This is a genomic window from Dietzia sp. DQ11-38-2 (assembly GCF_014145055.1).
Taxonomy (GTDB): Bacteria; Actinomycetota; Actinomycetes; order Mycobacteriales; family Mycobacteriaceae; genus Dietzia.
The window spans coordinates 1-7,156 of record NZ_JAALDW010000040.1 but is presented as its reverse complement, the minus strand read 5'-3'; the positions used below and the strand labels follow the sequence as shown (position 1 = coordinate 7,156).

Annotated in this window: 6 protein-coding genes; 3 read left to right on the top strand and 3 right to left on the bottom strand. The window is 70.1% G+C overall.

Translation table 11 applies throughout. From position 1 onward, the window contains the following. Positions 1-99 precede the first annotated feature (99 nt). Together G6026_RS01740 and G6026_RS01735 are read left to right on the top strand one after the other, a co-directional pair. Positions 100-1,560, top strand: coding sequence for an APC family permease (locus G6026_RS01740; RefSeq protein ID WP_206681832.1), 1,461 nt, complete (start codon positions 100-102; stop codon positions 1,558-1,560). Between the two features lie 197 nt (positions 1,561-1,757). Beyond that, positions 1,758-2,249, top strand: coding sequence for a hypothetical protein (locus G6026_RS01735; protein ID WP_182612066.1), 492 nt, complete (start codon positions 1,758-1,760; stop codon positions 2,247-2,249). Between the two features lie 15 nt (positions 2,250-2,264). On the opposite strand, the gene G6026_RS01730 is transcribed toward G6026_RS01735, so the two are convergent. The 3 genes from G6026_RS01730 to G6026_RS17855 form a co-directional block, all read right to left on the bottom strand. Further along, positions 2,265-2,678, bottom strand: coding sequence for a hypothetical protein (locus tag G6026_RS01730; RefSeq protein ID WP_182612065.1), 414 nt, complete (start codon positions 2,676-2,678; stop codon positions 2,265-2,267). Between the two features lie 66 nt (positions 2,679-2,744). Then, positions 2,745-4,514 (bottom strand): DEAD/DEAH box helicase family protein, encoded by a 1,770-nt coding sequence (locus G6026_RS01725; RefSeq protein ID WP_182612064.1) that lies wholly within the window; start codon positions 4,512-4,514, stop codon positions 2,745-2,747. A gap of 515 nt (positions 4,515-5,029) precedes the next feature. Further along, a complete protein-coding gene (locus G6026_RS17855; RefSeq protein ID WP_309230237.1) occupies positions 5,030-5,110 on the bottom strand; it encodes a ribbon-helix-helix protein, CopG family in 81 nt (26 codons plus the stop codon). Between the two features lie 562 nt (positions 5,111-5,672). Here G6026_RS17855 and eno point away from each other — a divergent pair. Continuing rightward, positions 5,673-6,950 carry a phosphopyruvate hydratase gene (eno, locus tag G6026_RS01715; RefSeq protein WP_107756893.1) on the top strand — a complete coding sequence of 426 codons (1,278 nt, stop codon included), beginning with the start codon at positions 5,673-5,675 and terminating at the stop codon, positions 6,948-6,950. Positions 6,951-7,156 lie beyond the last annotated feature (206 nt).

Here is a 7,156-nt window from a genome sequence, read left to right as displayed (position 1 = left end):
TGGGCGGGCCGTTGCCGTGCCATTCTTGCGAGACCTGCCGGCCCCGACCCGGGCGCAGCCGCGGCGGGGTCGGCTCGGAGCGCGGACAGAGGGACGCGGATGGAACGCACGGGGGCGGGAGGCCAGCCGGCTCTGCGCCGCGTGATGGGACCCGGCCTGCTTCTGGTGTTCATCGTGGGCGACATCTTGGGCACCGGGGTCTACGCGCTCACCGGCAAGGTCGCGGCGCAGGTCGGCGGAGTGGCGTGGTTGACCTTCCTCCTGGCCTTCGGCGTGGCGGTCCTCACCGCCGCGAGCTACCTCGAGCTGGTCACCAAGTACCCCACTGCCGGCGGGGCGGCGGCCTACGCGCACCGCGCGTTCCGGGTGCAGGCGCTCACGTACCTCGTGACCTTCGCCGTGATGGCCTCGGGCCTCACGTCCGCCGCCTCGGCCGCGCTCGCGTTCGCCGGGAATCTCACCCAGGTCATCCCCGCGGACGGGCTCCCCGACCACGTCCGCGTGGCCGAGCAGGCCCACGGCGTCGGAGGGGGCCAGCTCTCCTGGCTGGACTCGGTGACCGGGAACGGGCTGCTGGTGGGGATCGCGCTGGCGTTCATCCTCGCGGTGGCAGCGATCAACCTGCGCGGGATCTCGGAATCGGTCCGGCTCAACGTCGTGCTCACCGCGATCGAGGTCTCAGGGTTGCTGCTGGTGATCGGGATCGGGGTCTGGGCGCTCTCGCACGGCCACGGCGATCTGTCGCGGCTCACCCAGGTGGAGACCTCGCCGGGGGAGAGCCCGGTGCGCTCGATCACCGCCGCCACCGCCCTGGCCTTCTTCGCCTTCGTCGGATTCGAGGACTCGGTGAACATGGCGGAGGAGACCTGGGATCCCGCGCGCGTCTTCCCCCGGATCATGTTCGCCGGGTTGGCGATCACCGGGGTGATCTACCTGCTGGTGGTGGCGGTGTCGGTGTCCGTGGTGCCGCCGGAGGTCCTGGGTTCGGGCGAGACGCCGCTGCTCACGGTGGTGGCGGTGGGGGCGCCGGCGTTCCCCCTGTGGATCTTCGCGCTCATCACCATGGCCGCCGTGGCCAACTCGGCCCTGATCAACATGCTCATGGCCTCTCGGTTGCTCTACGGCATGGCGGGGGAGAAGGTCTTGCCCTCCCTGCTCGGCAGGGTGCTGCCCGGCCGTCGCACTCCCTGGGTGGCGATCTGCGTGACCACGCTGCTCGCCGTGCTCCTCATCGCGGGGGTCGACCTGGCCTCGCTCGGTGGCACCACCTCCCTGCTGCTCCTGGCGGTGTTCGCGGTGACCAACTGCGCCGTCCTCGTGCTGCGCCGCAGTCCCGTGGAGCATCGGCATTTCCGGGCGCCGACGGTGATCCCCGTAGCGGGCCTGCTCAGCTGCGTGTTCCTGGCATCGCCGTGGTCGGGTCGGCCGGCGGAGGACTACCGGGTCGCGGCGCTGCTCCTACTCGCCGGGGTCGGGCTATGGTTGCTCCGGGTGGTCATGTCGTCACGCTCCCGGCGGCGGCGCGACGAGCACGCCAGGCGCCCCACGCCGGACGGATGACGTGTTGTCCGCAGGGCCCCGGTCTCGACACGTTCCCGTCGACACACATTTCGTCGACCAGGCCGGCGGCGTGGAGCACAATGAACCCAGCGGGATGCTCCCCGTGACCGCGGGGGGCCGAGGCGCGGGAATCGGGACCGGGAACTCGAGCGGAGGTCGACGGGCACCGCGCGCCACCTCGGGAAAGGAGCACCGTGATGAAGGTCGGACGCCCATGGGCCGCGTACTCGCTGACCGCCGGGATCGCGATCTGGACGCTGTCGGCACTCGGGGGCGGGCCCGGGCTGTTCCTCGCGCCGGACGGGTCGGGCCTCGGATTCGATCCGGCGATCCTGCGGAACACGCCGTTCGCCGACTTCCTCCTGCCGGGAATCATCCTCGCACTTCTCGGCGTCGCCGGGGCGGCGGTCACGGCGCTGCTGGTCCGCGGGGTGCGCGCACGCGGTCGCCGCGAGTCCCCCTCTCCGTGGCAGTGGTACTTCGCGCTGATCGTGACGCTGGGCCACCTCGTCTGGATGGCGGGGGAGATCGCGTTCCTGTGGACTCCCGTCGCGGGACTCCCCGGCGACCAGCGGGCGATGTTCTACGGGTTCTGGTGGGGGTTCGGGCTCCTGAGTGTGGCGAACCTGCTCCTGGTGTTCGCGCCGTCGACCCGACGCATCCTGGGAGGCCCGGCACGGCGGCGGTGAGGGTTCCGGCTCGGATTACGCGGGGGAGGGGTTTGCGCCCTCGGATCGCTCCAGCAGCCGTCGCATTGCGCCGCGCGCGAGCATCAGCACCACGATAAGCGTGGTCACCGCGAGGAAGCCGCCCAGCTGGACGGCATCGCCGAACGCGAGCGCTACCAGCTCGAGGACCAGCAGCTTGCTGCCCGGCAACACCAGCACCAGTGCGGCCACGTTCACCGCGCGGACTGTGCGCGTCGTGCCCGAGCGGATGCGGCCCACGATCCGCTTCTTGACCCACAGCACGAGCTCCAGGACCACCTTGAGCAGGACGGCCGTGAGAAGCGAGAGAAGGAACGTCTCCGAGAGGACCGCGGGGAGGAGCTGGACAAACACGCCCAGCACGACGAGATACACGAGCACATCAACGAGATCGATCGGACGGATCCTCACCCGCCGAGTCTATCGACCGCGGCATCGGGTGGTCCCCGGTCTCGGGGCGGTGGGCACCGGTCTCAGTCAGCCGAGTTCGTCCGCCAGCCGGACGGTGGGGATCCAGTCGATCCCGAACACCCGGGCCACCTCGGAGAAGGTGGAGGCGTCCGCATCGGTGCTGGTCGCCGAGGCGATCAGGCGGGACAGCATCACCGTCCCCGCCCGCTCCTCGATCGTGCCCGCCGCAGCGAGGAGCGACCAGGCGCACACCTGGTAATTCCGGTGCGCGCGGCCCATCGTCTGTTCGGCCAGGAGCCCCGAGTAGCGGGCCTGGTGGAAGAAGCCTCTGCGCGGGGTGTCGGTGGCGTAGGAACCGTCGGCGAACTGCTCGCGCGCCTGCAGGTTGATCGCGGTGGGCGTGTTGAACACCACCACCGGCGCCTCGCCGCGCTGGAACCGCATCCGCTCGGCCTCGGCCTGCGGGTTCGAGCCGTAGATCCGTGCGACCGGGATCCGGTCGGCCTCGAGCAGCTCGGCCACCGGGTGCGCGGCCGTGGACACCATCTCGGTGGCGATCAGCACCTGGTAGCCGCGCTCGAGTTCGGCCTTGGCCGCCGCGACGGTGTGCTCGACCCGGATCATCGACGCCTTCTGGCGCAGCCGCACCAGCGCGGCCAGCCCGCGGGCGACATTGTTGCCCGTCCGGGCCAGCTGCATCTCCCGCTGGAAGTCGCCCCATTCCAGCTCGTAGGCCCGCCACTGGTCCGGGGTCAGTTCCACCAGGTCCACGTCGAACGGAGGCGGCCCCCACGGCGCCGACCGGGTGAGCATCAGCGGCGGATCGTGCCGCAGCAGCATGTCGCGTGCGTCGCTGATGGCGGCCTGCTGCGTCGGCAACGACTCCTTGGCCTCGGCGCTCCACGTCCACTTTCCATAGGAGGTCTCCAAGGGCGCACCTCGCTCGGCCAGGGCCCGCCCGAAGTCCGACCACGCGGTCGGGGGATCGCCGTGGACCTGCGCGAACAGCGACGACAGGTAACCCCATTCGCCCGGGTGATGGCCAGGGGTGGCGGTGATCGACAGCACGAACGGCGCCTTCTCGTGAGGGCCGTCCATGCGGGTCAGACGACGCATGTAGCTCGTGCGCTTACTGGCGTGACGGAACTGGTGAGCCTCGTCGATCACCGCCACATCGACCTTGAGACGCGGCCGACCGTTGCGGGCCATGAGCTTGCCCAAGCTGTCGGAGGACATGATGATCCAGCGCAGGTCGTCGTCGCCCCGGTCGTCTTGTGTGAGCGCGGCGATGGTCCGCCGCCACGACGGGATGGTGATGCGGGCCGGCCGGTCCACCGTCACCAGAATGGTGCGTCCGCCGCGCTCCGTCGCGATGGCCTTGGCCGCCGCCACCGCCACCAGGGTCTTGCCGGTGCCCACATCGTTCGCCAGGTGGACCTGCCGGAACCCGCGCCGGGCGGCCGCGACGATCGCGTCCACGTCCGCACTCTGCTCCGGACGCAGCGTCATCGGTGCGGCGGTCGCCCCCGGGCCCTCGCTGCCGTTGAGCTCGTCCTCCAGCCACCGCAGGTACGAGTACGGCTTGCTGGCGTAGGGCTTCAGCGGGTCCGGCAGGGTGGTACCGACGTAGGCGTGGGCGGTGAGCGACTTGTAGTAGGTCACCCCGGCCGGCGTCCCGCCGCCCAGACCACCCCAAGGGAGCTCGAGCAGCCACACCCGCTGGCCGGGAGGAATAGTCGGAACCGTCTGTGCCGCGCTGGGCTTGGTGGCCGACGTCGCCCGCGTCGATCTGCGCTTGCGCCTGGTGGGGGACTTGCGTGAGGGCCGGGTCGCCATCAGACGTCCCCGCGCGCGCGGGCGGTGACGAGGGCGAGTGAGTCCACAGCGTTCTCCTGGATGGTCCTGGCGGGTCGGGCTCACTGTAGGGGGCGGGTACGTCACCGCCGGGGTTGGCCGCTGTCGGACGCCGAAGGGGCGGGTAGGTGGCCGGGGTGGCGTGAGGTCGCGTGTCGCGGACGGGGTTCGGGCTGGAAGGAGACGATGACAACGGCCCGCCACGGCCAGGAATTTGAACGAAGGCCTCATGGCACACGAGCGCGACCAGAACGTTAGGAGCTAGTCGATCAAGTCGAGATAGGTTCGGCGCGCTTTCGTTGCATGAATGACCTCACGGCTCCCGTCGTCGTAGCGCAATACGACCAGTTCCAGGACGCGGGCCTGAGAGTCGAACCCCAGCACGAGAACTCGCTGGGGGTGATCATCGTCTAGCGGCGCGGCGAATAGGGCTGACTCCGCGGCGGTCACAATGTCGTCATCAGCGATTCCGTGCTTTCGCGCGGATCGACGAATGATCACGAGGCGGCGGCCCACTCTGCGAGGGCCCGTCGGATCGCCTCTGATCGATTGAGGTGCTCCCGATCCGCCCGTTGCATCACCGCCTTGAGCTCGGCTTCCGTCAATCGGACCGGTACCACTTGCGCAGCGTGTTCTGCCCGGGCCGGGCGCCCCTTCCGCTTCTTCAACCAGGCGGGGTCGTACCCCTCCTCAGCCTCGGCGACCCACTTGTCGAGCTGTTCCTCCGAGACTGGTTCCCCCTGAATTCTCCGCTCCATGAGCACTATCGTAATACGAATCAACCGGTGCTGGAAGGCGACAGTTCGCGGTTCGACCGCGGGCCGGGTGGGCGCTGCTGCGATCTGCGCACAGGTGCGCGCCCGGAATGGACCAAGCAGGACGCACGGCCCGGCCTACGGCGGGCATCGAGAGCGCATAAGACGAAGGGGGCGCGTAAGTCGGCGGGCGGGGCCGCGACACGCTCGACGGTGAGGTGCGGGAAGTGAGGTGGGGAGAGGCGCAGGCAAACCCGCGCCACCCACCCCCAGCCCAGCCTCGACCCACCCTGCGGGGCGACGTGGAACAATGGCCCCCGGTACTGCAGCCACCCATCGCGGTGCCGGCCCAGAGACGATCCACGAACTTCCCCAAGGAGCACAGATGGCGCTTATCGAGCAGGTCGGAGCCCGGGAGATCCTCGATTCGCGAGGCAACCCCACCGTCGAGGTGGAGGTGCTGCTGGACGACGGCTCGTTCGCACGGGCGGCCGTTCCCTCGGGCGCGTCGACCGGCGCCCACGAGGCCGTGGAGCTGCGCGACTCCGACGAGCGCTACATGGGCAAGGGCGTGACCAAGGCCGTCGACGCCGTCCTGGACGTGCTCGCGCCCGCCGTGATCGGCATCCCCGCCGAGGAGCAGCGTCAGGTCGACGAGGCCCTCCTCGACGCCGACGGCACCCCCAACAAGTCCACGGTCGGCGCCAATGCCATCCTCGGCGTCTCGCTCGCCGTGGCCCGCGCCGCGGCGGATTCGGCGAACCTCGAGCTCTACCGCTTCGTCGGCGGCGCCAATGCGCACGTCCTGCCGGTGCCCATGATGAACATCCTCAACGGCGGCGCCCACGCCGACTCGGGCGTCGACGTCCAGGAGTTCATGATCGCGCCGATCGGTGCGCCCACCTTCCGCGAGGCCCTGCGCATGGGCGCCGAGGTGTACCACAACCTCAAGTCCGTGCTCAAGGACAAGGGCCTGTCGACGGGCCTGGGCGACGAGGGCGGTTTCGCCCCGTCGGTCGACTCCACCAAGGCGGCCCTCGACCTCATCGTCGAGGCCATCGAGAAGGCCGGGTACACCCTGGGCACCGACGTCGCGCTCGCACTCGATGTGGCCGCGACCGAGTTCTTCAAGGACGGCAAGTACCACTTCGAGGGCAAGCAGCTCTCCGCCGCAGAGATGGCCGACGTCTACGCCGACCTGGTGGCCAACTACTCCCTGGTCTCCATCGAGGACCCGCTCGACGAGGACGACTGGGAGGGCTGGAAGACCCTCACCGAGATGATCGGCAACAAGGTCCAGATCGTCGGCGACGACCTCTTCGTCACCAACCCCGAGCGCCTGCGCGACGGCATCGAGCGGGGCGCGGCCAACGCGCTGCTGGTCAAGGTCAACCAGATCGGCACGCTCACGGAGACGCTGGACGCCGTGGAGCTGGCGCACCGCAACCGCTACGCCACCATGATGTCGCACCGCTCGGGCGAGACCGAGGACACGACCATCGCCGACCTCGCGGTGGCCTGCAACTGCGGCCAGATCAAGACCGGCGCCCCGGCCCGCTCGGAGCGCGTGGCCAAGTACAACCAGCTGCTGCGCATCGAGGAGATGCTCGGGGACGCCGCCCGGTACGCCGGGGCCGGCGCCTTCCCGCGCTTCTCCGCCTGATCCGGGCAGCGACGCCACTCGGGCACAGCACGCACAGTCCCACGAGGCCAATCCGGTCAGCTAGGTAGTCGAGAGGAGGGCTCATGGCTCGCCCACCACGCCCTTCTGATCGACGGGGCTCGCCGGATCGCCGGGGCGACGGCCGCGATCGCGCGTCGTCCCGGCGTCCGGGGGAGGCGTCGGGGCCCATCCGCCGGGCCCCGCAG

Bases quoted from the DNA above. Each gene is read 5' to 3' on its own strand.
- G6026_RS17855 (WP_309230237.1), bottom strand. From the start codon at position 5,110: ATGCAACGGGCGGATCGGGAGCACCTCAATCGATCAGAGGCGATCCGA.
- G6026_RS01735 (WP_182612066.1), top strand. From the start codon at position 1,758: ATGAAGGTCGGACGCCCATGGGCCGCGTACTCGCTGACCGCCGGGATC.
- G6026_RS01740 (WP_206681832.1), top strand. From the start codon at position 100: ATGGAACGCACGGGGGCGGGAGGCCAGCCGGCTCTGCGCCGCGTGATG.
- G6026_RS01725 (WP_182612064.1), bottom strand. From the start codon at position 4,514: ATGGCGACCCGGCCCTCACGCAAGTCCCCCACCAGGCGCAAGCGCAGA.
- eno (WP_107756893.1), top strand. From the start codon at position 5,673: ATGGCGCTTATCGAGCAGGTCGGAGCCCGGGAGATCCTCGATTCGCGA.